Below are 24,846 nucleotides of genomic sequence, written 5' to 3'. Positions count from 1 at the left end.
GGAACTCCATAAAGATAAGAAATTTTGAATTGATCTCATATTAGAGGAGAACATTTAGGGGTGCAATAAAATAATGAGGTCCTACTTATCCAATGCTTCTGAGCTTGATATTGACCTTGGTCTTACCATTAATCCACCCAATAGCATGCCGATAATGCTGGCCAAAAGGCCAGCCAATTGAGGGGGTAGGATTGCTGTCGGAGCAATGATTTCGCAGCCAATCCACGTCACTAACCCCCCTAAAACAGCCAATAAGCCACCCAAAGAATTTGCTCTTGACCAATACACGCCAAATGCCAGTGGCACAAAAGCTGCTACTAGCGTGACCTTGTAGGCATTTTCAACCATCTTAAAAATAGACAGCTCTGAATTAATCGCAAAAAAGGTTACTGCCACCGTGAAGCATAGAACGGTGATTCGCATAATCTTCAGTAAGTCTTGATCAGATAAATGCTTAAAAAACCCTCGCACAATATTTTCAGCGAAAGTGACAGAGGGCGCTAACAAAGTGGCACTGGCACAACTCTTAATTGCCGACAGTAAGGCACCGAAAAACATCACCTGCGCAATCAATGGAGCATGATTCAAGATCAGCTTAGGCAAAATCATTTGTGGGTCAGTGTCTATGTACTGCTTTACCAAAGTAGGGCTAATGATGGTTGCTGAATAGGCCAGGTATAGCGGCACAAAAGCAAATACGAAATACAAGACTCCACCCAATAATGCTGCCTGAACTGCAATATTGACGTTCTTAGAGGAGGTAATCCGCTGAAAGACATCTTGCTGGGGAATGGAACCCAACATCATGGTGCACAAAGCCGCAGTAAAACCCAGAATGGAAGCAAGGTTCATATCAGGCCAAAAATTAGAAAATTGACCTGCTGCAAGTGCATGATCAAAAACTATACCCATCCCGCCCGCTTGGGTTGTCATCTCCCCACCAATGTAGAGCATGCCCACCACAATGATGATCATTTGAATGAAATCGGTTATGGCTACCGACCACATGCCGCCAAACAATGTATAAATCAGCACACTCCCAGCACCAATCAACATACCAGCCGTTTGCGTGATACTGCCGTCGGAAACTACATTAAAGACCAAGCCGAGGGCTTTAATTTGAGCTGAAACCCAGCCTAAATAAGAAACCACAATACAAAGGGTAACCAGCACCTCAACGGTACGACCGTATTTCTCCCTAAAGAAATCACCGATAGTGAGCATTCGACGGTTATAGAGGTGACGAGCAAAAAACAGGCCAACTAATATGAGGCATAAAGATGAGCCAAAGGGGTCAGATACGATTCCTCCTAAACCCTCCTTTAGGAAGGTTGCAGGAATACCTAAAACCGCCTCTGAGCCAAACCAAGTAGCAAATACGGTTGCAGTAACAATAGGCAAAGGAAGGCTATGACCTGCCGCAGCAAAGTCAGCAGTGTTTTTGACTCGTAGCGCAGCCCATAGGCCAATGCCTACAGAAACCACCCAATAGATGATGACAAACCAAATCAACATCGCCTAATTTCTCCTTCTGGAATTTGCACAAATTATATGGCTTTGTTACTTATGTCATTTAAGCAACTAGAGCTAAATTTGGGCATGCTGGTCTGACATAATTCAGGGGTGAATTCAGCCATCCACCTTACAGAGAACCTCAATAGCGATTTAGCCTATCAAAAGGCGATTTTAGGTTCTGTATCGCGTACTTTTGCGCTCACAATCCCTCTATTGCCACCAGCAATTGAAGTAGTGGTCGGCAACACCTATTTACTGTGTCGTATTGTCGACACCATCGAGGATGCGGCTGAACTCAATCCAGCAGAAAAGCAGCGCTTATCTAAGCTATTTTTAGAGGCAACGTTAGGAACTATTCCAGTAGCATCATTTGTAAGCCCCTGCCTAGATGCCTTAAGGGGCTATTCCAATGTTGATGAGCTTGATTTGATCGCGCATACCCCTACTGTTCTTCGCATTTTGCACACTTTCCCAGATAGGGATCAAGCTGCCATTAATCGCTGTGTTTCGATTATGTCTGATGGTATGTCCCATTTTCATAATCGACAAACGCAAGCGGGACTAAAAGATCTCGCAGAATTTGAAAAGTATTGCTATGTAGTAGCCGGCGTAGTGGGAGAGTTGCTCACAGACATCTTTAGCCATTATTCCCCTGAGTTTGCAAAACGCATTCAAGGTCATGAGCAGTTAGCCATCGCTTTTGGTCAAGCCTTACAAATGACTAATATTCTGAAAGACTCACCGGAGGACCATGCACGTGGAGTCTCCTGGAAGCCAGCGAAGATGAGCCAAGCAGAGCTTCTAAAGATTGCCCACAAAAAACTTCAAGACTCAATGAGCTACATTATTTTGCTTCCGGAAAATGAAATAGGTATGAGACGCTTCTGCTTTCTAGCCTTTGGGCTTGCCGTCATGACGCTTGAAAAAATTGCTAGTAGAGAAGAATTTAGCAATCGGTCTGAGATGAAGCTTTCTAGAAATTCCGTTTGGATTTTCTATGCCTTCACGAAGATTGCGGCCGGGAATACATTCTTGATGAAATCCTTCTTTTCTGCAGCATCTAAGCAACTCAGAAAACTCTCGGCAAGGAATTATTAGAGCGCACCCTCATGCTTTAAGAGCCAAATTTTGATCTGGCGATAAAAACCTGGGCTATCTTCCTTCATAAAACCCCCAAGACCTTGTGCAGAAACTACTCTATGGCACGGGGTCACCAACGGGTAAGGATTGGCTCCGCAAGCAGTCCCAACGGCACGAGGTCCGCTTTTAATCTTTTTTGCAATCTCACCATAGGTGATTGTCTTTCCCGCCTCAATGCCTAGAGTGGTATTCCAGACTTTTTGCTGGTGGGCTGTTCCAGCAGGCTTGAGCGGAACATCAAATGTTGATGAAGCGTCATTAAAGTATTGGGCACACTGTTTTGAGAAAGTTTTTGCTAACGCATTTCCTGGAGGAATCAAGGCAACATCTGGCGGCAGATAATCGATTTTTGAGATCATCAAACTCCCGTCCACTAGCTCTGTTTGCACGCCTAGACGCCCAAAGGGGGTGGATATCACGCAATACTCAGCTGATTTAAGAGTGGGCATGCGGAAGATTCTGACACAGATTGAGGGATAAATTCATACAGGATTCCGATAAAGCTATAGCTAGTGAAATGGCACTTTGCTATATTGATTGTTCCTTATTCTTTGCAGGTATAGCTGATGGACACTTTTTTTGATGAATGGCCTTTTATTAGCCAAGTCGCATTAGTCCTATTTTTACTCGCACTATCCGGCTTATTTTCTATGGCCGAAACCAGCATGCTTTCATCCAATCGTCATCGTCTTCGGGCGATGGCTCATGGCGGTAACGCTGGAGCTGCGCTTGCCGAACGACTATTAAAGCGGATGGATTCACTACTTTCAGTATTGCTGATATCCAATAATCTCATCAATACCATCCTACCAATCTTAGTTACCGGCATTGCTTTACATATTTTTGGCGATAGCGGCCTAGTGTTATCAATTGCTACATTGGTTGTTGCACTACTCATCATTATTTTTAGCGAGATCACCCCGAAAGTGATCGGTGCAGCCTTTCCAGAGAAAATTGCGAGCAATGTTGGCTGGTTCATTCTCCCTCTTACCTATGTACTTAAGCCGCTACTCTGGTTTATTAATAGCTTCGTATCAAGGTTGATGAAGGTCTCAGGATTACAAGCGTCGACTGATAACGGGGTGATGAGCAAAGAAGAATTGCGTAGCTTAGTTTTGGAATCTAATCGCTTTGTTTCTACGCATCATCGCAATATCTTGTTAAATCTTTTCAATCTTGAAAATATTTTGGTTGATGATGTGATGACGCCGCGCTCTAAGATCGAAGTGCTAGATCTCTCTCGGCCTATTGACGAGGTAATCGAACAATTAGAAACCTGTTATCACAATAAACTTCCAGTATGTGATGGCGACTCTGAGCGCATTGTTGGAATTCTGTCTGTGAAAAAAACACTCTCATTACTAGGCAATGCAGAGCTTCTTCATGAAGACTTCAGATCTCTACTCAATGAGCCCTACTTCATTCCTAGTGGGACACCCGTTCTTCAGCAAATGCAATTCTTTCAAGATAACCAACAGCGATTAAGCTTAGTAGTAAATGAATATGGCGAAGTCCTTGGTTTAGTCACTTTTGAAGATATCGTTGAAGAACTTATCGGCGAGTTCACCACTTCATTCTCCAATCTTTCTAACGATCCTCATTGGCTAGCTGATGGCACTTACCTTGCTAGCGGTACCGCCTCATTACGAGATTTAAATCGCCTTCTGAAATTGGATCTCCCGCTTGATGGGCCGCGCACCTTAAATGGCCTGATCCTAGAAAAGCTCGAAGCAATTCCTGATTACGATGTCAGCATTCGAATTGCTGGCGTAGTGATGGAAATCGTACAGTTTGATGAGCATGGCGTAAAAACAGTGAAGCTATATCAACCCCTTTCTCAACCGAATCAAGATTGAGTGAATTACTGCATGACTCTCACATTATTCGGACCTGGCATGATATTACTGTTGATGCATTAAATCATCGGGCTACGGATATTCATATTGAGGCGAGATCTCAAGAAACAATAATACGCACGAGAATTGATGGCCTTCTCACCTTACAAAACCAATACCCCATTGATTTTCATGAGCGTCTAATTACGCGCATCAAAGTATTGGCGCGTCTTGATATTGCAGAAAAACGTTTACCTCAAGATGGTCGCCTTGTGATTGGCTACGACTTTAGTCACCCCAACATTGATTGCCGAGTATCCATTCTTCCCACATTGCATGGTGAAAAAGCGGTAGTACGTATTTTGCCTAGCCGCCTAGAAGAGTTGGTGCTAGATCAAATTGGCCTACTACCAGAGCAACTGGAAATGGTTAAAGAAGCTATTCGTCAGACCAATGGATTAATTCTGGTAACGGGACCTACCGGGAGCGGTAAGACGCGAACCTTATACAGCTGCTTGAGCTCATTGAATCAAGTGCAACGCAATATTTGTTCAGTCGAAGATCCAATTGAAATCCGGCTGCCCGGGATAAATCAAGTGGCTTATCACCCAAAATCAGGCTTAGATTTTCCAACCATTATTCGCGCACTCTTGCGACAAGATCCGGACGTCATCATGATTGGTGAAATACGGGATTCTGCAACTGCGCAGCTGGCCATTCAAGCAGCACAAACAGGACATTTGGTTTTAAGCACCCTTCATACACGTAATGCCATTGGCGCTTTAAGCCGACTCAAAAACCTCGGGGTAGATCAAGAATCTATTGAATCTTGTCTTCGTTGCGTCAGCTCTCAAAAGTTAATTCGTAAACGCTGTAATCAATGCAATCCTATTCTAAGTAAAGGGAACTGCAAGCTTTGCAAGGGGTCAGGCTATTTCGGGCGCATTGGCGTCCATGAGGTTTTGGGAAGTAAACAGTTATTTGAATCAGCTCAAGCGTTAGATATCTACTCTGCAGGAATACATTTGCTTGATTCTGGATTAATAGATCAGATATCGCTAGATGCCGAGCTTGGCACTTGGCATTAGCCTAAATGCTTTTTAAAAGAAAGCTCAGCAAGTCTGAGCAGCTACATTTTGCGCAACAGATGCTCGTTCTTCTTCAAGCTGGCCTTCCCTTACTCAATGCTATCCAGCTATTAATTCAGTCTGCACCAAAATCCTGGCAGGCTTGGTTAGAGGATGTTCGTGAACTGCTTCAAAAAGGTAATAGTTTTTCTTTTTGTCTAAGTGCGCAAGATGGAAAATTCTCCCCAGAGTTTTCTAACCTTATTAGAGTAAGCGAGAGAACGGGCGATCTGGGCTTGGCGCTACGCACAATTTCACAACAACTGGATGCCCAGATTGAGTTACGAAGAAAAATCCAGCAGTCACTAACGTACCCCATTATTACTTTAGCGACATCTTTTTTGCTTGTCTTGGTCATGATGATCTGGGTTGTGCCCGTATTTAAGGAAGTCTTTGGACATTTTCAGGCTGAACTACCAGCGCCAACCAGAATCCTCATCTTTATTTCTACAGGCATCCAAAATTACTTTATAGGAATATTGCTTAGCATTCTCTTAGCAGCCACAGGCTTTCTCTATCTCTGGCTCAAATCAATCTCACTCCAAAAATATTGTGACGCACTCTTATTGCGCATTCCATTTTTTGGTAATCTATTTAGGCTAGCAATTTTGAGTCACTGGTGTCGTACCTTAGGTCATTTATTGGAAACAGGTTTGCCGCTCCCAGATGCTCTAAGAGTTACCGCACAATCTTCCAATCACTGGGTGAGTCATGACTTTAGTGCGGAGATATTTAAACACCTTACTCGTGGCTGGCCATTGGGAGAATCGCTTAAACGAGCAGATCCTAAATCACGACTTCTTGACGTAGAAACTTTGCTACTCCTTCACGTTGGCACTGAAAGCGGTGCATTGGCTGAAATGTTAAATAAGTGCGCCACCACTCTGGGCTCTCAACTAAGTAGCCGACTCAATACACTCAGTCAAAGTTTAGAACCAGCATTAATTCTTTTTGTTGGTGCCATTATTGGAAGCCTAGTCATAATCCTATATCTACCCATCTTTAATTTAGGACAAATCGTTTAGTGGATTCCATAGCAAGCATCTGGATAATTCAATCTCTTTTGATACTGGCTTTACTGTATTTAGCCCACATCGATTGGCGCACCATGCGCCTACCGAATGCAATCACTATCCCCTTGATCACTTTAGGTATTGCTTTTAACGCATTCTCAGACTTGCGCTTTACCAACCCAAGCTCGGCATTTATTGGAGCATTTCTAGGGTATGGTTTGCTATGGATATTGAATACCGGCTATCGTCTCCTGAAAAACCGAGATGGTATTGGTATGGGAGATGCCAAACTCTTGGCCGCACTAGGTGCCTGGTTAGGCTGGAGTACCTTGCCTAGCATCCTCCTGATAGCTTCCGTTACAGGGATGCTGGGTGGCATCATTTGGCTCAAATTGCGTAGGCATCATTTACGGGAAGCATTTCCTTTTGGCCCCTTTTTAGCTATTGCTGGCATCATTGAGTTGTTATGGCCTCAACTCATTCAAACTTTGATTCTGCCCAAACTGATCTAAAAGCCTTGAAGGGGAAAATTCCTCTTATTGGCTTAACAGGTGGCATTGGATCTGGAAAAACTGCAGTTAGTGCCCTGCTGGGCGGGTATGGGGCTGGCATTATTGATACAGATAAGATCTCACATCAAATCACTGCCCCGGGCGGAGAAGCCATTCCACTGATTACCGAGGCCTTTGGTGCTGACTTCATTGATACTCACGGCGCTCTTAATCGACCCAAAATGCGGGCTGTAGTCTTCGATGATCCTAGCGCCCGTCAGGCTTTAGAGCGCATCACACACCCCTTGATTCAAGAGGAAACTATCAAGCAAGCCCTTGAACTAGCCAAGTCTGGAGTACCTTACCTTGTTTTTGTGGTTCCCCTGCTCATTGAATCTGGGTTTTGGACCAAGCTCATTGACTATCTTGTGGTGGTGGATTGCCCAGAAGAAATCCAAATCCAACGAGTGATGCACCGCAACAATATGACACGCTCAGAGGTGGAAAAGATTCTCAACGCGCAAACTAGCCGAAATGCTCGTTTAACTCCAGCTAATGCTGTAATTGAAAATCAAGGTAGCTTGGATGAGCTCAAACCAGCGGTTTTAAAACTGCATCAACAATTACTCAAAATTTTAGAAGAACCCTTAAGTTCGTCATAGAATATAGGCTTGTGATTGTCTACGAATATCCCTTCAATGAATTAGTTCGAAGCATGCTTCGGCTGGAGTATTTGTTTGCCCGCTTTAACCACTTCCTCCGATCAGATGACCCCGAGCTACATCACAATGCGATTGCAATGTTGTTTGACTTGGGTGATATTGGTTCTAGAGGTGATATTAAATCCCTGTTACTAAAAGAATTTGAGCGCCAAAGATATGCCTTAAATGGCTTAAAGTCCTCCCAAAAGGTAGACCAAGAAGCGCTTACGCAGACGCTGTCTGAAATCGACAAAGCTGCGCAAAACATTAATCAGTCTGTCGGTAAGCCCAATGCTGCAATTACCGAGAGTGAGTGGCTTAACGCTATTCGGACTCGGCTAAATATTCCTGGTGGAACAAGTCCAATTGATTTGCCTAGCTACCATGCCTGGAAAAATACTTCTTCGACTCAACGTAGAGAGATGTTAGAAAAATATGTTGCACCCCTTTTACCCTGGCATGAAGCTTGCCAAATTTTCTTAAGGCTACTTCGTCAATCTGGTGAGGCTAAAGATGTTGTGGCACATCAAGGTGCTTACCAGCAGGCACCATCAGGCAAGGTATATCAATTAATGCGCATTGCTGTTGAAGATGACACCCTCTTCTCAGAAATCAGTGCCAATAAATATCTGCTTTCAATTCGCTTTTTGAAGATCGATCAAGATAAAAAGCCGCAGACTATAAATAAGGATGTGCCTTTTAGGCTAACTCTCTGCCAGCTCTAAATCTTTAAATGTTTAAGCTTTTCTAGCATGGGCCATGCAGCTGGTAATAAGGGCTCTACCGTCGGAAGCGCATCTCCAAGTATCTGCCAAGAGAGCGCCTGACCTTCACAACCTGTGGGTACACCAGTCCATTTTCGAATGATGCTGACATGCAAGCGTACATAAGCATGTGGGTAGTCATGCTCCAAGATAATCAGCTCTTCGCTAGACTCAATGTCTATTCCAAGCTCTTCTTGTAATTCACGTTTTAGTGCTGCGAATACGGATTCACCGGCCTCAATTTTTCCACCCGGCACTTCCCAATAGCCAGCATAAGGTTTGCCCTCTGGACGCTGACCCATAAGAAAGCGACCTTCCGCATCCAACAGAATTCCAGCGGCAACTTCCGTCACGGGGCGATTACTATTACTCATGCATCATCAGTAATTAAGCGGCATGTGAACCAGCCCAGTGCTTAGCAAACTGCCAAGCCACACGACCAGACCGCGAACCACGCTCTAAAGCCCAGACCAATGCCTCAGCTCTAGCACCCTCAATCTGCGCATCACTCAAACCAAAATGGCGTAACCAATGGGCAACAATTTCTAGATACTCATCTTGTTTTGGTGGATAGAAAGAAAGCCATAAGCCAAAACGCTCTGATAAAGAAATTTTTTCCTCTACGACTTCACCAGGGTGAATTTCTCCATCATCACCATGAACATAACCCTCGTTGTCCTTCATATATTCAGGTAAGAGATGGCGTCGGTTAGAGGTGGCATAAATCAAAATATTGTCTACCTGAGCTGATACAGAGCCATCCAAAGCCGACTTCATCGCCTTATAACCAGATTCACCATCCTCAAATGAAAGGTCATCACAAAAAATAATGAACCGCTCTGGCCGATCAGCCAATAAATCTGTGATGTCAGCCAAATCAGCCAGATGCTCTTTTTCAACTTCAACTAAGCGCAAGCCTTGGGTAGCAAACTCATGTAAGCTGGCTTTGATGAGCGACGACTTTCCAGTCCCACGTGCGCCCGTTAACAAAATATTATTAGCTGGCTTCTTCTGAATAAAATTTTTCGTGTTGTCACGAATTGCATCACGTTGACGATCGATATTTTTTAGATCTTCAAAGGAGATATCAGCAACATGCTTTACTGGCTGCAAAAATCCAATGCTTCCAAAGATGCTATCACGACGACGCCATCTAAAAGCAGTTGAAGATTTCCACTGCTCTTCAGTCAATGCTTTAGGCAGAAACGTTTCAAGATGACTTAAGAGTTGCTCTAATTTTTCATTCATGTAACGAATTCCTATGAGCGGTAATCAGCATTAATGGAAACGTAGTCATGCGATAGATCACAAGTCCACATTGTCTGCTGGGCCAATCCGCGACCTAGATTAATCTTGATAGTAATTTCTGGCGCCTGCATTACTCTCTGACCATCGACCTCTTGGTAATCAGGATTGCGGCCACCATTCTTGGCAACCCACACATCTCCAAGCCACATTTGTACTTGGTTTACATCAAGATCAGTAATGCCAGCGTAGCCAATCGCAGCAAGAATACGGCCTAAGTTAGGGTCACTCGCAAAGAAAGCTGTCTTTACTAAAGGTGAGTGGGCGATTGCCTCTGCTACTAAACGACACTCCTCTTCAGTCTTGCCGCCTTGCACATCAATCGTAATAAATTTTGTTGCTCCCTCACCATCTCGCACAATCATTTGAGCAAGCTTACGTGCGAGATCAATTAACGCAGTCCGAACTACGCCATAACTAACATCATCTGCTGATTTAATCTGCACGGCTGATTGGCCAGTTGCCATGATGATGAATGAGTCATTTGTCGAAGTATCACCATCAATCGTAATGGCGTTAAATGATTGATCGGCAACCTCTTGAGTCAAGGCATCAAGTAGGCCCTGTGCAAAACCAGCATCAGTTGTGATGAATCCCAACATGGTTGCCATATTAGGGTGAATCATTCCTGCGCCCTTACAGATACCAGTAATAGTCACGGGCCCAGCTGGAGTCTGCACTATCACTGATGTCGCCTTAGGCTGCGTATCCGTTGTCATGATAGCTTCTGCCGCATCAAGCCAATGGTCTTCGCCTAGATTGGCGACTGCCTTAGGCAATCCAGCAATCAACCTATTAATTGGCAACGGCTCAAGAATCACACCCGTTGAAAACGGAAGAATTTGCTCTGGATTAATCTTGAGCTCTTTGGCTAACTCAGTACAAGTTGCTAAAGCATCTTGCATGCCTCGCTCACCAGTACCTGCATTGGCATTACCGGTATTGACCACCAAAGCGCGAATCTCGCCTTTAGAACCATCTAAAGCCAAATGCTCTCGGCAAACCTGAACCGGCGCAGCGCAGAAACGATTTAAGGTAAAAACACCGGCAACTTGTGAGCCAGGGACTAAGGTCATCACCAATAAATCCTTGCGATTGGCTTTTTTGATTCCAGCTTCAGCGATGCCCATCTGAAAACCTTTGACAGGCTTTAGTTGGTCTTTTTGGGGGAGTGGTAAGTTAACTGTCATATAAGAATCTGAGGCAAAGGGTGTTGAAAGGAATAGCGTTATCCGCCACCTCTTCGAGTATAAAGATCAAAGCGACCCAAGATGGATTCAATCTGCCCAGCAGAAAAGGATTCATCAAAAGTTATCACGAGCTCAAGGACTGGAATCATTAAAAGAGCAATCTTGCGACTTTTTAAGTTTGTCCCATCCATCCTAATCCGAGGAGGCTCCGCGATAAGGAGTCTTTGATTATCAAGCGTGAGTGAAGTTTCTGGATATAAATCTCCCAAGGCTTCAGGAAGCCAGCGCAGCAAATCCTCTGGAGTACACCCCATTTCACGCCTTGCCTCAAAAACACCACCGCCAGACAAGGAGTTAGCCGCCTGCTACTGGAGGGCAAATTGCGAGGGCATCGTTTTCTTTGAGAACATAAGAAAAACGCTGATCTGGGTTTACATAAACCCCATTTACCATAACCAAGTGGGCAGATTTACTAGGAATTTTATAGAACTCAATCATGTCGCCGATAGTGCTGCCTTCGGGAACCACGATATCTGCCTCAATTCCATTCTTTTTGGAGGGTGGTAAATAACTTGCCAAACTGGCAAACAACTTCAAGGTAATTTGCATGGGTAAAGCTTAATTCATCCAGGTCGATTGTGCTTGCCCTTTTGCCAAGTAAGCTTCCATTGCTTGCGTTGGATCACGCAATAAATGTGACTTCCATTCACCCAGTCGGGTCTTAGATTGAATGAGACCTCGTAACACTCCTATGTGATCCGTACTCCCTACACAAGTAGCGCCAATCAAGACATCGTCTAAAAACTCTAAACGAAGATACTTGAAATGGTCGCGATCAACAATTTCTACATGATCGCCATCTTTTGCACCAGCCCATAATCCAAATGAGGATGAAATTAACCCTAGCGTATCTAGCACATTGATTTGTAAAGCTCCAAGGCTTTGGGCGCCTCCGCCAGTCATTGCAATACCTGCAATTCGCGCTTGATCTGCTGCATTAGGCTGAATTGCATTGACAATTCTATTCCCAGTAGAAAAATCAATTCCCTCAGCAACATCACCCGCGGCATAAATATCAGGATGTGATGTTTGCATATGCTCATTTACTAGAACGCCAGTATTAATCTCGAGCCCTGATTTTTTTAGGCATTCAATATTTGGCCTTACTCCCGTTGCAGAGATGACAAGATCGACCTCAAGGACTTTGCCATTCGAGAGCTTAACGCTCAGAGCAGAACCGGATGAACTGATTTCTTCAACTCGAGTCCTTGTAAACACTTCAATACCTTTAGATTGAACCCAATCTTTAATCATGCCGCCAGCAAGCTCGGTCATCATTCTGGGCGCCATTCGGTCACCCATTTCTACTACTGTCAGCTGCACCTCTCGCCTAGCTAAGGCCTCTAAAATAATACATCCAATAAAACCTGCGCCCATCTGCAGCACGCGGATTCCTGGCCTAGCGATAGATGCAATAGACCGAGCATCCTCCATCGTCCAACAGGTATGTACTCCCGGTAATTGAATTCCTGGAATAGGCGGCTGGACAGGGATAGAGCCTGTTGCAATCAGCAGCTTATCGAAAGCAATTCGAGCTCCTCCCTGAAGGAATAGCTCCTTAGCCTTGCAATCTACAGCATCAACACGACCATTTAACTGCTCAATCTTTAACTTATCAAAGTGCTGAGGATCTTTACGCAAGTAAGTTCCTGACTCTTGGATGTTTCCCATTAATAAATAGGGAATTGCCATCCGCGAATAGGGTGGCACATCTTCAGAACCAATCATGACAATTTGATCAAAGGGTGCGCGCTTACGAATAGTCTCTGCGGCAATCACCCCCGCAGGACCATTACCTAATATAAGGTGCTTCATCTAAAGATTCTTACAGACCAAGACGCTTAAGCGTTTCTGCACTTGGACGACCCTCAGGATCCCAGCCTCGGATCTTATAGTACTCAGGCAGCATCTTATCTAAACCACTCACAGTGCCCTTGCCTGGGCCAGTTTTTGCAGCCTCCGTCATTAAGCGCTTCGGCAATCTATCGTCCTTACTGGTGAAACCTGCACGGTTATTAAAGTCACGCTCCATATTCCAGATACGCTCACCAATCGTAGTCAAATTCTCTACCGTAAACTCGTCTCCACATGCAGCCTGCAATTGTGGCGCCACATCAGCAAGCGTCCAAGCAAAGCTCGTGAAAATACAAATTCCCGCCGAATCAAAGGCAGCAGTCGCATCTTGAAATGCTTTCACCAACTCTGGCTTGCCTTGCGTATCTGCTGGTTCAGTCTTTACTGGAATACCCAAAACCTCAGAAGCAATCGTGTAGCCGCGTAAGTGACATGCGCCTCGGTTTGAAGTTGCATACGCCAAGCCAATACCCTGAATCACGCGCCCATCATAAGCAGGAAACTCTTGACCTTTGACGCTCATAGAGAGGTCGGGCTGTCCGTATTTTTTGGTCAAACGTGCAGAACCAAGTCCAAGCTCTTTTCCGAAGCCAACACCATTTGCAGTAATTTCTGCGAAATAACAGAGTGCTTTAGCAGAACCAAACGGAGCTTCAATACCAAGCTGCTCTTTAGTTAAAACACCCATCTCATACATTTCCATCACAGCGCCCACAGTTGCACCAAAAGAAATAGGATCAAAGCCATCTTCATTGCACAACATGTTGGCAAACTGGAGAGCCTCTAAATCGTTGACGCCATTTGCGGCGCCTAAAGCCCATGCAGCCTCATACTCCAAACCACCCGAGGCATTCATATACTGTGGTTTATTTTCAATTGAGAAATGCGTGTCGTCAATTTTTGAGATACGACCACAAGCTATCGTGCATGCAAAACAGGCTTGATTGGTAACTAGATGGGCTTTCCCATCAGTTGCACGTGGCGTCGCCATTGCTTCTGCAGAAATATCTTTAGCTCCATCAAACTGAACATCCTGGTGATTGCGGGTGGGTAACGCACCAACCTCATTAATCACATTCATCAATACTTGAGTGCCGTAGGTTGGTAAACCTTCTCCAGTTACAGCATTTCCAGCCAATACCGCCTTACCAGCGCGGGTTGCCTCCATAAAGGCTTTAGGATTCTTAATATTGCCAACGCCTTTTGTGCCTCGAACTGCAACTGCTTTTAAGTTTTTACTTCCCATCACTGCGCCTACACCAGAGCGTCCAGCTGCACGATGTAAGTCATTCACAATTGCAGCGTAAAGAACTTCATTTTCACCAGCACGTCCAATACAAGAGACTCTAATTTGAGGGTCTTGATGTTTAGTCTTAATTGCGGGCTCTGTTTCCCAAACAGTTTTACCCCACAAATCCGAGGCATCGATCAACTCTGCTTTGTCGTTCTCAATAAAAAGATAAACCGGCTTGGGTGATTTACCTTCAACAATCACCATATCCCAGCCTGCCATTTTCAGCTCTGCACCCCAGTACCCACCAGAGTTAGAGCAGGCAATGGCGCCGGTCAACGGGCCCTTAGTCACCACGGTGTAGCGACCACCAGTCGATGCCATCGTTCCAGTCAGCGGGCCAGTTGCCCAAATCATTTTGTTTTCAGCGGATAGTGGATCAACCTTAGGATCCAACTCTTCAACCAAATACTTCGAAGCCAACCCTCGAGAGCCTAAATATTCTTTAGCCCACTTCATATTGATTGGTTCTGAGACACAAGTGCCTGCAGTTAGATTAACGCGTAGTAATTTTCCAGCCCATGACATGATCGTTTTCCTATGCTTATTTAGTTGGAGCTATTTTGATTGCCGAGCTTATCTGCCCACTCGCGCATTTTGTCTAATCCAGTCCAATCGGCATCCACATAGGTAATCGCCTGAGTTGGGCAAGCGGTTACACACGCTGGATCGCCACCGCACAAGTCGCATTTCTGAACCTTACCAGTATCTTGGACGTAATTAATTGTTCCAAATGGGCAAGAAATCGTACAAACCTTACAGCCCACGCAAGTGTCATCGGAAACGACTTTAGCTCCGGTAAGGATATCTAAACTAATCGCATCTACTGGGCAAGCCTGAAGGCACCAAGCCTCAGAACACTGGGTGCAGGTATAAGGAACTTTCTTGCCCGTGTCATGAAATTCAAATACTTTGATTCGGGACTTGGAGGTATTGAACACTCCGTAATGCTCATAACTACAAGCCATTTCACATTGAAGACAGCCTGTGCATTTATCTGCATTGATGTGCAGGGACTTTTGCATGCTCGTTCCTTTTGCTCATAACTGCAATTTCTTGCATATAAGTAAATATCTTCAGCGATCTGTGAATATCTAGATAGCTAGGGAAAGCCCTAAATAGCAGACAAAAACAAAAATGGAGGCCAAGGCCCCCATTTAAGTTCGATACTAAAGTTACTAGCTATTTATGCGAGTGCACCGCAGCAATTTTTGTACTTTTTACCGCTTCCGCAGGTGCAAGGATCATTGCGACCTATCTTAGGACCAGCACGTAATGGCGCTGGAGCAATTTCGATGGCTGCGCCACGATCGCCAGTTGATCCAGCCACCTCAAGATCTGCATCGGCATGCTGATATTGCACATCTGAGAGTTTGGCTAAATCCTCATTGATTGACTCGGAGGCCTCATCTAACTCACTGGCACTACGAATCTGCACCGTCGTGATACTTTTCACAACATCATTCTTGATGACATTGAGCAACTCACCATATAGCTCAAATGCTTCACGGCGATACTCTTGTTTTGGATCTTTTTGAGCATAGCCCCGTAAATGGATGCCTTGGCGCAAATGGTCTAAGGCGGCTAAATGTTCCCGCCAATGGGTATCTAAACTATAGAGCAAAACCGAGCGCTCAAAGCCGGCGAAAGATGTACGTCCAGAAAGCTCTACTTTTGCATCATAAGTTTCTGTTGCGGCCGCCAGCACACGATCAACAATTTGCTCATCGTCCATAGACGCAGCATTTTCAACCCAATTTTTTAGATCAACCGTTAAACCCCAATCGCTGGCCAATACCTTCTCCAGACCAAGCAAGTCCCACTGCTCTTCCATAGACTCCAAAGGAATGTATAGAGCGCATATGCCACGCAATACATCTTCACGCAAGTTAGCAATCAGATCTCCTACATCACTACTTTCTAATACTTCATTTCTGAGGCGATAAGTTTCTTTACGCTGATCATTAGCAACGTCGTCGTATTCCAATAATTGCTTACGAATGTCAAAGTTGCGACCTTCAACCTTGCGCTGAGCAGACTCGATAGAGCGGGTCACCATACCCGCTTCAATCGGCTCACCATCTGGCATTTTGAGACGATCCATGACTGCGCGTAGACGATCTCCAGCAAAAATACGCAAAAGGGAATCATCTAAAGAAAGGTAAAAGCGGGAGGAGCCTGGATCACCCTGACGACCAGCGCGACCACGAAGCTGATTATCGATACGACGACTCTCGTGGCGCTCCGTGCCAATAATGTGCAAACCACCAGCAACTAACACTTGATCATGCAGGCTTTGCCACTCATCCTGCAAAGTCTTAATCTTGCCCGCTTTTTCTGCATCTGAAAGAGCTGTGTCCGCTTCAATTAAAGAGGACTGTTTACCAACGTTACCACCCAAAACAATATCTGTTCCACGACCTGCCATATTGGTAGCAATGGTAATCATCTTTGGTCTACCAGCCTGAGCAATGATCTCGGCTTCGCGAGCATGCTGTTTCGCATTCAAGACCTGATGCGGCAATTTGCGCTGATCTAACAAGCCTGCAATCAACTCTGAGTTCTCAATCGAAGTTGTACCTACCAAGACAGGCTGACCACGCTTGTAGCAATCCTCAATATCCTTGATCACTGCATCGTAACGCTCGCGCGATGTTTTATAGATCTGATCTTGGCGATCTTTTCTTTGGCTAATACGATTTGGAGGAATGACTACAGTCTCAAGACTATAAATTTCCTTGAACTCATAAGCTTCAGTATCAGCAGTACCAGTCATACCAGCCAACTTGCCGTACATACGGAAGTAGTTCTGGAAAGTGATGGTGGCTAGCGTCTGATTCTCATTCTGAATCTGCACACCTTCTTTTGCCTCTACAGCCTGATGCAAACCATCAGACCAACGACGGCCCTGCATTAAGCGTCCCGTGAACTCATCAACAATGATGACCTCATTATTTTGAACAACATATTGCTGATCGCGGTTATAGAGTGTATGCGCACGCAGTGCTGCGTATACGTGGTGCATCAAAGTAATATTTTGTGGGGCATACAAGGAGTCGCCATCATTCAAGGCGCCAATCTCAACCAAGACTGTCTCAGCCTTGTCATGACCGCGCTCTGTTAAATAGACTTGATTGGACTTTTCGTCAACCCAGTAGTCGCCTGGTTTTTCAACACCAGTGCCATCAGCTTTCTCTTCGCCAATTTGACGCTCTAAATAGGCGGGCAGTGCATTAATCTTGATGTACAAATCAGTGTGATCTTCGGCCTGACCAGAAATAATTAATGGGGTACGTGCCTCATCAATCAAAATGGAGTCTACCTCATCAACAATCGCATAGGCTAGGCCACGCTGAACACGCTGACCCAAGTCTTGCACCATGTTGTCACGAAGGTAATCAAAACCAAATTCGTTATTAGTTCCGTAGGTAATGTCAGCTGCATAAGCCTCTTGCTTAGTGGTGTGATCCATTTGCGATAGATTCACACCAACCTTCATGCCTAGGAAGTTGTAGAGCGTTGACATCCACTCGGCATCGCGCTGAGCCAAGTAATCATTTACTGTAATAACGTGAACACCATTACCTGTGAGGGCATTTAAATAGACAGGGAGCGTAGCGGTTAAGGTCTTACCTTCACCAGTTCCCATTTCAGCAATCTTGCCTTGATGTAGTGCAAGGCCACCCATCATCTGCGCATCAAAATGGCGCATCTTCATCACTCGTGTACTTGCTTCACGAACTACAGCAAAAGCTTCTGGAGCAATATCGTCCAATGACTCACCCGCAGCTAAACGTGACTTAAACACAGCGGTTTTTGCTTGCAGTGCGGCATCATCCAAAGCTTGCATGCTAGGCTCGAAAGCGCTAACTTTGGCAACTACTTTGCGATACTGTTTTAAGAGGCGGTCGTTACGACTGCCGACCAGGGTTTTAAGAAGACCGATTACCATGGGATATTGAAGTAAATTAAGACCTTGAGTTTATCACCCGCATCCTCTTTTTATATGAACTTTGCTCCCAAACCTGTTCGTACGAAAGCCGCCCATGAGTGGTTGGAGTATTTACGCGAGTCAGAGGGCTTGGGTAGCATTCTGGCCAAAACCGAAGATCTGGTTAAACTCAAAATTGCCCTTAAAGCAGCTCTATTTGAGCTGGATTTAGAAAATTTAGCGCCCAAAATTGAGGCTGGTTGGCGTTCTGGAGCTCAAAACGAGCTCTATTTACTGGTGAACGGGGCGAGTATTGCAACCCGTCTTCAGCAAGTTTTACCTAGTTTAATCAATGAGTTAGCTAAAAAAGGAGTTGTGTGCACCAGCATTAAGGTACGCCTAAAGCCGGCGCCCTCTGCCTGGGAAATCAAGCCACGCGATGGGCGTCAAGCTAGCCAAAAGCCGACCGGTTTTAATGCTGTTGCAAGAGCCTCTTGGGAATCATTATTGGATAAATTGGCGCCTGATTCGGATCTACATCAGGCTGTTAAACGCCTACTTCAGAGTAAGCCTAAATAAACCTAGAAAAAGAGGGGTTGACTCTCTTTGGAATAGGCTGCCGGAGCCTTATTTTCCGGGAAGCTGGTAATTTCGTAAGAACTAGGATCTTCTAAAAGCTTACGCAAGAGAGCGTTATTTAAGGCATGTCCTGATTTTTCAGCAACGTAGGAACCCACAATTGGATGTCCAACTAAATACAGGTCGCCAATGGCATCTAAGATTTTATGACGCACGAACTCATCTTCATAACGTAACTCTTCGTTATTGAGAATACGATGCTCATCGAGCACAATCGCATTATCCAAACTTCCACCTCGCGCTAAACCCATCTCTCGCAAGGCCTCAACCTCGTGAGCAAAACCAAAGGTTCGGGCACGGCCAATTTCACTACGATAAGCATGCTCAGCAAAGTCCACCACAAAACGTTGGCCAGTCTTATCAACTGCCGGATGTTTAAAGTCAATCGTGAAATCTAATTTAAATCCGAAGAAAGGTTCTAGGCGTGCAAGCTTGTCACCCTCCTTCACTTCTATAGGTTTTTTAATCACCACAAACTGCCTAGAAGCTTCTTGTTCAGCTATACCGGCTGACTCCATTAGGAATAAAAATGAGGCTGCGCTGCCATCCATGATGGGCACTTCTTCACCATCGAGCTCGATGAATAAATTATCAAGCCCCAGGCCCGCACAAGCTGAAAGTAAATGCTCCACAGTGGAAACACGCACGCCATCCTTTTGTATTACAGAGGCCAGGCGGGTATCGCAAACCGCCAGAGCAGTGGCCGGTACAACCGATTGCTCTGGGGTATCTACACGTATAAATACAATTCCTGAATTTACCGGAGCAGGCTTAATAGACAAAGTCACCTTGCGCCCAGAGTGCAAACCAATTCCCACGGTTTTAATCGGGGTAGCGATTGTGCGTTGCTTCATCATGATTTATCTAAATTCAGGAATGATTTATTAAAGCTTTTTCAAAATAGAAGCGGCATCACTTACTTCAAATTTGCCAGGCGCTTCACGATCCAAGGTTGTCACAACACCATCTTCAATAATCATAGCGTAGCGATCTGAACGAATACCTAAACCGCGAGCAACTAAATCCAACTCTAGGCCAAGTTTCTTAGTAAATTCAGCACTGCCATCACCCAACATGCGAATCTTTTTGCCAACCTTTTGATCTCGGCCCCAGGCACCCATCACAAATGGGTCATTTACAGAAACACACCAAATTTCATCAACACCTTTTGCTTTGATTGCATCAAAGTTCTCAACATAGCTAGGAACATGCTTTGCTGAACAAGTTGGTGTGAATGCACCAGGTAATGCAAAGATCACTATCTTCTTACCGGCAGTGAGTTTTTCAACTTCAAAGGCGTTTGGCCCAATGGCGCAACCTTCACTCGCTTCATCTAAAAACTCATAAAGTGTGGCGTTTGGTAACTTTTGTCCGACTGCAATCATAAATTCTCCAATTAAATAGTTGTCATGAGTATGCCAACGCTAGCGCGGGATTCGTCGTCCGGAGGGGCGCCGCGCTGGCATTCTGCAGATCCTATTGTATTGAGCAGTGATTTAATCTGCTTGCTTACGTAAAAAAGCTGGTATTTCATAATAATCAGCCCCTTTGTCCAACATGGCTTTAGCCTGTGGCGAGCTATCAGCACCTAGCGTAGGGGCTGGTATAGCTTCCCGTGAACTACGGAATACACGTGGCAAATCATATTGACTGTAATCAACACTACTAGATGCGGTTTGAGCAGCTATCGAGGGTGCACTACCTGTACCCGTCATTGCTAAACCGGCGCTAGTGTTCAGAGCTGAATCTAAATTAACTCTACTGATTGCTGCTGAAGCGCTTGCTGGAGCAAAGCTATTTAAGTCAGCCATGGTTGGCATCGCATCATGTGTACCAGTAGCTTGTCTCCAAACTACCTCTGGTTGATGATTTTGACGTGATTGTGGGTTGTTCAAACCAGTAGCAACAACAGTGACACGCAGTGCATCACCTAAGCTCTCGTCATAAACAGTACCGAAAATCACCGTAGCATCATCTGCAGCATAGCCACGAATTGCCGCCATGACTTCGCGAGTTTCGGACAATTTTAATGAACGACTAGCAGTGATATTCACCAATACACCACGCGCACCAGACAAATCGACACCCTCGAGAAGTGGTGAAGCAACTGCAGCTTCAGCAGCTAAGCGTGCGCGATCCATGCCGGATACTGTTGCAGTTCCCATCATCGCCTTGCCTTGTTCGCCCATCACTGTTTTCACATCCTCAAAGTCGACGTTGATCAAACCTTGCACGTTAATGATTTCTGCAATACCTGAGACAGCGTTATGTAATACATCATCGGCACAGGCAAATGCCTTATCAAACTCTGCATCTTCACCCATGACTTCAAAGAGCTTTTCATTGAGAACGACGATCAATGAATCAACATATGCTTCGAGTTCGGTAGCGCCATTCTCTGCAACCTTTAGACGCTTAACACCCTCAAAATCAAATGGCTTACTGATAACGCCGACAGTCAAAATACCCATCTCTTTAGCAACTTGAGCAACAATTGGCGCTGCACCAGTACCTGTGCCACCACCCATACCAGCAGTGATGAATACCATGTGTGCACCTTGCAATGTATCTGCAATCCGGGCTCGCGCTTCTTCAGCGGAAGCTGCACCGATTTCAGGTTTTGCGCCAGCACCGAGTCCGCTAGAGCCTAGTTGCAAATTCACAGATGCCTCAGAACGCTGTAAAGCGCCAGCATCGGTGTTCATGCAAATAAACTCTACGCCATTAACACCGCGACGAATCATGTGCTGAACTGCATTACCACCTGCTCCACCAACTCCAACCACTTTAATAATGGTTTTTCCAGCTGTTTCTTGATCTAACATTTCAAATTCCATATACCCTCCTAGGTAATAAGTACTACATTGACGACGACGAAAAACTTAAAAATTTCCTGCGAACCATTCCTTCATGCGCGAAATCACACTTTGCAACGCGCCTGATTGCGATACTCGACGACCACGCAACAACTGCGCCTGGCCTTCCATCAATAAACCGATACTGGTAGCAAAACGGGGGCTACGTAAAACCTCATGTAGATGGCCACGGTACTCGGGGGTACCAATACGCGCTGGACGTAAGAAGACTTGCTCAGCAAGCTCAACCATCCCCGGCATTAAAGAGGTCCCACCAGTCAGGACGATTCCTGAAGACACCATATCTTCGTAACCAGAATCACGAACTACACCCCGTACCAAAGTGAACAACTCCTCAACACGTGGTTCGATCACGGCAGCTAAAGCTTGTTTTGACATCGGTCGTGGTTCTCGATCACCAACACCTGGGACATCAATCATGGTGGCTGGATCTGCCATATCTTGGCGAGCAATACCATATTGAATCTTGAGATCTTCTGCATCAATAGTCGGGGTACGCAATGCCATGGCAATATCATTAGTTATTTGATCGCCCGCAATTGGAATTACGGCAGTATGTCGAATGGATCCTTGGCAGTAAATTGCAATATCAGTTGTACCGCCGCCAATATCTACTAAGACAACACCCAACTCTTTTTCATCTTCAGTTAATACAGCCAAACTAGATGCGAGCGGCTGTAAGATAAGATCATTTACTTCTAAGCCACAACGACGTACACACTTCACAATATTTTGTGCAGCACTAACAGCGCCAGTAACGATGTGTACTTTCACTTCGAGGCGCAAGCCGCTCATACCAATAGGCTCACGCACATCTTCCTGTCCATCAATAATGAATTCCTGAACAAGAATGTGGAGAATTTGCTGATCCGTTGGAATGTTGATTGCTTTAGCAGTCTCTAAAACACGCTCAACATCGCCAGCGCTAACTTCTTTATCGCGTATGGCCACCATACCGCTGGAGTTAAAACTCACAATGTGGTTTCCAGCAATGCCGGTGAAGACCTGCACGATCTGGCGATCGGCCATAACTTCAGCCTCTTCAAGCGCTTTCTGAATAGACTGAACAGTAGCTTCAATATTGACAACTACGCCTTTCTTCAAACCTTTGGACGCAGTTTGACCAACGCCAACAACGTTAAATTGGCCATCAGCCGCTAGCTCAGCAACCAAGGCAACCACCTTGGATGTTCCAATATCTAGTCCGACCAATAAGTCGCGGTTGTCTTTACTCATTCTCATTCCTCATTGCTTCTGCTCGCTTTTTTTCCCATCTACTTCATTTTTTTTCAAACTTGTTGAAGCAAGATGTACTGCAAAACCATTTGCATATCGCAGATCGATTGCATCTACTCGATTAGCCCATTTCTCTTGAACTTGGGGCCAATACTTAAAAAGGCGTGCCACACGATCTTCAGTTAATGTTTTGTCTGAATTTTCTTCATCCCGACCAAACTCCACCTTCATGCCATTGGACAACTTCACATTCCAAGCGTAACGATCAGAGAGAGTTAAGCTTTTCACTTCCGCGCTCCAAGGCTTAAACCAAGCATTCGCTCTTTCATACAAGCGCATCACCTCTTTGCTAGCATCTTCTGGTCCTGAGAAATCAATCAAAGAAATACCATCCCCTACATCAGATACACGCCCAGCAAAAAGTTCGCCATGGGTATTCATTAAAATATGACTTTCGGCACCGCCCCATGTGCCAAATGGCTTTTGTTCTTCAATGCTCACAATCAATCCGTTGGGCCAAACTCTGCGAACGTTAGCGTGACGCACCCAAGGCATGGACTCGAACCCACGCTTCACATCCTCCAACCTCACGCTGAAAAAATTTCCTTGGACTGTTTCCAAAACCTGCTGCTTCACTACCGGTTTATTAATATGCTTAAGCGTTTGTCCAGCTACTGGCTCAATGACAACTTGACGTAAAGCAAAGACGGGGCGCTGACTCACCCATACTAAAATTCCAACGCAAACCATGACAGCGAAACAGCGCATTAAGAAACGGCTCAGCTTTTGCATCCGATCTGGATAATTCCAAATCGGGGAAGCCAGTGAAGTAAATACTTCACCACAACCGTTTAAGAAAGAGCTAATTTGGCTCATACTTGTGTAGCCCCTTTGCTATGCAAAGTTTGACTAATGACCCAAAGAACTAATTCGGAATACTCAACACCGGCTGCTTTTGCTGCCATCGGAACCAAAGAATGTGAAGTCATCCCCGGGGATGTATTCATCTCCAAGAGATAAGGTTTGCCAGTTTTTTGATCGAGCATCACGTCAGCTCGACCCCACGTCTTGCAACCAAGGGCACGATAGGCAGCTAAAGCTAATTCTTGAACTTCTTTATTAACCTCTGGCGTAAGCCCAGTCGGACATAGATATTTGGTCTCATCGGAAAAATACTTATTATGAAAATCATAGTTTGCTTCTGGTGGAATGATTTTTATTACAGGCAAGGCTTCAGCATTCGCACCAAATCCAACCAGCGGACAAGTTAACTCGTCACCGACAATACAAGTTTCTGCAATCACCTTTTTATCCATCCCGGCGGCTAACTTATAGGCAGCGGGTAATTCTTCAGCGGATTTCACTTTAGTTAAACCAAGTGATGAGCCTTCATGTGCAGGCTTCACAATTAATGGCAAGCCCAAATGCTTTACTACAGCATTCCAGTCACTGTCGACTTTAAGCTCTTCAAATTCTGGAGTGGAGAGACCGCTACTAAGCCAAACAAGCTTTGTCGCAATTTTGTCGATCGCCAATGCAGAAGCGAGCACACCGCTACCGGTATAAGGCAGACCTAATAGCTCGAGTAATCCCTGGATAGTGCCATCCTCACCATAACGTCCATGTAAGGAGATAAATACGCGATCAAATTTTTCATTCGCTATTTCGGTTGGACAACGCAAACCAGGATCAAACGGATGTGCATCAACGCCCCTAGAGAGCAAGGCTTCCAATACACCATTACCTGACATCAAAGATATCTCTCGCTCACCAGAACGACCGCCCAGCAAGACGCCTACTCGACCTAATGATTTGACATCCAAGTGAGCGAGGTCACTCTTCACACGCTCGCCCCACGAATGCATATGCATATTTTGA

At 45.2% G+C, this 24,846-nt stretch carries 25 protein-coding genes; 8 read left to right on the top strand and 17 right to left on the bottom strand.

All coding sequences use genetic code 11. The annotated features are described in order from the left end of the window. Positions 1 to 81: 81 nt before the first annotated feature. Positions 82 to 1,515, bottom strand: a complete 1,434-nt coding sequence (locus CL55_RS01025; RefSeq protein WP_046329483.1) for a high affinity choline transporter 1 — start codon at positions 1,513 to 1,515, stop codon at positions 82 to 84. A 108-nt stretch (positions 1,516 to 1,623) separates the two neighbouring features. Between CL55_RS01025 and CL55_RS01020 the strand changes: the two genes are divergently transcribed. Then, entirely contained in the window at positions 1,624 to 2,613 is a 990-nt protein-coding gene (locus CL55_RS01020; RefSeq protein WP_205621279.1) for a squalene/phytoene synthase family protein, read from the top strand. On the opposite strand, the gene CL55_RS01015 is transcribed toward CL55_RS01020, so the two are convergent. Continuing rightward, positions 2,610 to 3,014: a methylated-DNA--[protein]-cysteine S-methyltransferase gene (locus tag CL55_RS01015; RefSeq protein ID WP_237150515.1), complete on the bottom strand. Its 405-nt coding sequence runs from the start codon at positions 3,012 to 3,014 to the stop codon at positions 2,610 to 2,612. The two genes, CL55_RS01020 and CL55_RS01015, sit on opposite strands and share 4 nt — an antisense overlap. Positions 3,015 to 3,221: 207 nt before the next feature. Here CL55_RS01015 and CL55_RS01010 point away from each other — a divergent pair, with 207 nt between their 5' ends. From CL55_RS01010 to zapD, 6 genes are read left to right on the top strand one after another with little or no spacing between them, the layout of a single operon-like run. Further along, positions 3,222 to 4,511 (top strand): HlyC/CorC family transporter, encoded by a 1,290-nt coding sequence (locus tag CL55_RS01010; RefSeq protein ID WP_046329481.1) that lies wholly within the window; start codon positions 3,222 to 3,224, stop codon positions 4,509 to 4,511. Next, positions 4,508 to 5,578, top strand: coding sequence for a GspE/PulE family protein (locus tag CL55_RS01005; RefSeq protein WP_046329480.1), 1,071 nt, complete (start codon positions 4,508 to 4,510; stop codon positions 5,576 to 5,578). Before CL55_RS01010 ends, CL55_RS01005 begins: the two co-directional genes overlap by 4 nt. Positions 5,579 to 5,583: 5 nt before the next feature. Then, entirely contained in the window at positions 5,584 to 6,642 is a 1,059-nt protein-coding gene (locus CL55_RS01000) for a type II secretion system F family protein (protein WP_046329479.1), read from the top strand. Beyond that, positions 6,642 to 7,142, top strand: coding sequence for a prepilin peptidase (locus CL55_RS00995; RefSeq protein WP_046329478.1), 501 nt, complete (start codon positions 6,642 to 6,644; stop codon positions 7,140 to 7,142). The genes CL55_RS01000 and CL55_RS00995 overlap by 1 nt, the downstream gene beginning before the upstream one ends. Further along, complete coding sequence (gene coaE / locus CL55_RS00990) at positions 7,097 to 7,783, top strand: dephospho-CoA kinase (protein ID WP_082091859.1); 687 nt, start codon at positions 7,097 to 7,099, stop codon at positions 7,781 to 7,783. The genes CL55_RS00995 and coaE overlap by 46 nt, the downstream gene beginning before the upstream one ends. Positions 7,784 to 7,794: 11 nt before the next feature. Then, positions 7,795 to 8,547, top strand: a complete 753-nt coding sequence (gene zapD, locus CL55_RS00985) for a cell division protein ZapD (RefSeq protein WP_046329477.1) — start codon at positions 7,795 to 7,797, stop codon at positions 8,545 to 8,547. On the opposite strand, the gene CL55_RS00980 is transcribed toward zapD, so the two are convergent. From CL55_RS00980 to secA, 9 genes are all read right to left on the bottom strand, one after another. After that, positions 8,544 to 8,960, bottom strand: coding sequence for an NUDIX domain-containing protein (locus CL55_RS00980; RefSeq protein WP_046329476.1), 417 nt, complete (start codon positions 8,958 to 8,960; stop codon positions 8,544 to 8,546). The genes zapD and CL55_RS00980 overlap by 4 nt on opposite strands. Positions 8,961 to 8,973: 13 nt before the next feature. Further along, positions 8,974 to 9,834, bottom strand: coding sequence for an ATP-binding protein (locus CL55_RS00975; RefSeq protein WP_046329475.1), 861 nt, complete (start codon positions 9,832 to 9,834; stop codon positions 8,974 to 8,976). Positions 9,835 to 9,845: 11 nt separating this feature from the next. Then, entirely contained in the window at positions 9,846 to 11,081 is a 1,236-nt protein-coding gene (gene argJ, locus CL55_RS00970) for a bifunctional glutamate N-acetyltransferase/amino-acid acetyltransferase ArgJ (protein ID WP_046329474.1), read from the bottom strand. A gap of 38 nt (positions 11,082 to 11,119) precedes the next feature. Continuing rightward, positions 11,120 to 11,431: a hypothetical protein gene (locus CL55_RS00965; RefSeq protein ID WP_046329473.1), complete on the bottom strand. Its 312-nt coding sequence runs from the start codon at positions 11,429 to 11,431 to the stop codon at positions 11,120 to 11,122. A gap of 4 nt (positions 11,432 to 11,435) precedes the next feature. After that, positions 11,436 to 11,690: a MoaD/ThiS family protein gene (locus tag CL55_RS00960; RefSeq protein WP_046329472.1), complete on the bottom strand. Its 255-nt coding sequence runs from the start codon at positions 11,688 to 11,690 to the stop codon at positions 11,436 to 11,438. Between the two features lie 9 nt (positions 11,691 to 11,699). Continuing rightward, positions 11,700 to 12,956: an NAD(P)/FAD-dependent oxidoreductase gene (locus tag CL55_RS00955; protein WP_046329471.1), complete on the bottom strand. Its 1,257-nt coding sequence runs from the start codon at positions 12,954 to 12,956 to the stop codon at positions 11,700 to 11,702. Between the two features lie 10 nt (positions 12,957 to 12,966). Beyond that, positions 12,967 to 14,814 carry an aldehyde ferredoxin oxidoreductase family protein gene (locus CL55_RS00950; RefSeq protein ID WP_046329470.1) on the bottom strand — a complete coding sequence of 616 codons (1,848 nt, stop codon included), beginning with the start codon at positions 14,812 to 14,814 and terminating at the stop codon, positions 12,967 to 12,969. A gap of 20 nt (positions 14,815 to 14,834) precedes the next feature. Continuing rightward, positions 14,835 to 15,311 (bottom strand): 4Fe-4S dicluster domain-containing protein, encoded by a 477-nt coding sequence (locus CL55_RS00945; RefSeq protein ID WP_046329469.1) that lies wholly within the window; start codon positions 15,309 to 15,311, stop codon positions 14,835 to 14,837. Between the two features lie 161 nt (positions 15,312 to 15,472). Continuing rightward, a complete protein-coding gene (gene secA / locus CL55_RS00940; protein WP_046329468.1) occupies positions 15,473 to 18,238 on the bottom strand; it encodes a preprotein translocase subunit SecA in 2,766 nt (921 codons plus the stop codon). Between the two features lie 24 nt (positions 18,239 to 18,262). On the opposite strand from secA, the gene CL55_RS00935 reads away from it, so the two are divergent. After that, the gene (locus CL55_RS00935; protein ID WP_237150514.1) at positions 18,263 to 18,796 is read left to right on the top strand and encodes a hypothetical protein; all 534 of its coding nucleotides are present in this window, start codon (positions 18,263 to 18,265) and stop codon (positions 18,794 to 18,796) included. 2 nt (positions 18,797 to 18,798) lie between these two features. Here CL55_RS00935 and lpxC read toward each other — a convergent pair whose 3' ends face one another. The 6 genes from lpxC to CL55_RS00905 all read right to left on the bottom strand — a co-directional run bounded on the left by lpxC (position 18,799) and on the right by CL55_RS00905 (position 24,833). Beyond that, on the bottom strand, positions 18,799 to 19,713 hold the full coding sequence (gene lpxC / locus CL55_RS00930; RefSeq protein WP_046329466.1) for a UDP-3-O-acyl-N-acetylglucosamine deacetylase: 915 nt from the start codon (positions 19,711 to 19,713) through the stop codon (positions 18,799 to 18,801). Positions 19,714 to 19,740: 27 nt separating this feature from the next. Beyond that, positions 19,741 to 20,241: a peroxiredoxin gene (locus tag CL55_RS00925; protein WP_046329465.1), complete on the bottom strand. Its 501-nt coding sequence runs from the start codon at positions 20,239 to 20,241 to the stop codon at positions 19,741 to 19,743. A gap of 111 nt (positions 20,242 to 20,352) precedes the next feature. Then, complete coding sequence (gene ftsZ, locus CL55_RS00920) at positions 20,353 to 21,693, bottom strand: cell division protein FtsZ (RefSeq protein ID WP_046329464.1); 1,341 nt, start codon at positions 21,691 to 21,693, stop codon at positions 20,353 to 20,355. Positions 21,694 to 21,738: 45 nt separating this feature from the next. Beyond that, positions 21,739 to 22,968: a cell division protein FtsA gene (ftsA, locus tag CL55_RS00915; protein WP_046329463.1), complete on the bottom strand. Its 1,230-nt coding sequence runs from the start codon at positions 22,966 to 22,968 to the stop codon at positions 21,739 to 21,741. A gap of 9 nt (positions 22,969 to 22,977) precedes the next feature. Then, entirely contained in the window at positions 22,978 to 23,844 is an 867-nt protein-coding gene (locus CL55_RS00910) for a cell division protein FtsQ/DivIB (protein ID WP_052728691.1), read from the bottom strand. Continuing rightward, entirely contained in the window at positions 23,841 to 24,833 is a 993-nt protein-coding gene (locus CL55_RS00905; protein WP_046331042.1) for a D-alanine--D-alanine ligase, read from the bottom strand. The genes CL55_RS00910 and CL55_RS00905 overlap by 4 nt, the downstream gene beginning before the upstream one ends. Positions 24,834 to 24,846: the final 13 nt, after the last annotated feature.

The organism is Polynucleobacter duraquae, from assembly GCF_000973625.1.
GTDB lineage: Bacteria > Pseudomonadota > Gammaproteobacteria > Burkholderiales > Burkholderiaceae > Polynucleobacter > Polynucleobacter duraquae.
Note: the sequence above shows the minus strand (reverse complement) of the source record. Positions and strands in the feature narration are given on the sequence as shown.